The organism is Neobacillus drentensis (assembly GCF_036962765.1).
Taxonomy (GTDB): Bacteria; Bacillota; Bacilli; order Bacillales; family Cytobacillaceae; genus Neobacillus; species Neobacillus drentensis_C.
The window spans coordinates 947-1,182 of the sequence record NZ_JBALOS010000448.1 but is presented as its reverse complement, the minus strand read 5'-3'; the positions used below and the strand labels follow the sequence as shown (position 1 = coordinate 1,182).

At 33.1% G+C, this 236-nt stretch carries 1 protein-coding gene; it reads right to left on the bottom strand.

The features are described from left to right. Positions 1–236, bottom strand: a 236-nt coding sequence (locus V7137_RS30575) for a hypothetical protein (protein WP_335701546.1), incomplete at both ends; no start/stop codon positions are given.

Sequence of the window (236 nt, the reverse complement as noted above, 5' to 3'; positions counted from 1 at the left end):
GATTAATGGATAAACTACCTCCATTAAAATTTGCATATTCAATATTAATATGCGTGGGCTTATTACGTTCTGTTATGCCTGAACTGATAAATACTTTGTTAAATGTTACTTTTGAATCGTGGCTGCCAACTGCTTCAAAGTCTCCGAAAACTTTAATTTCTTTTTCATTACCTATAATAGTTACCCCAGGTTCAACAGTTAATTTAGCACCATTAGCTATTTGTACTGTCCCAGAT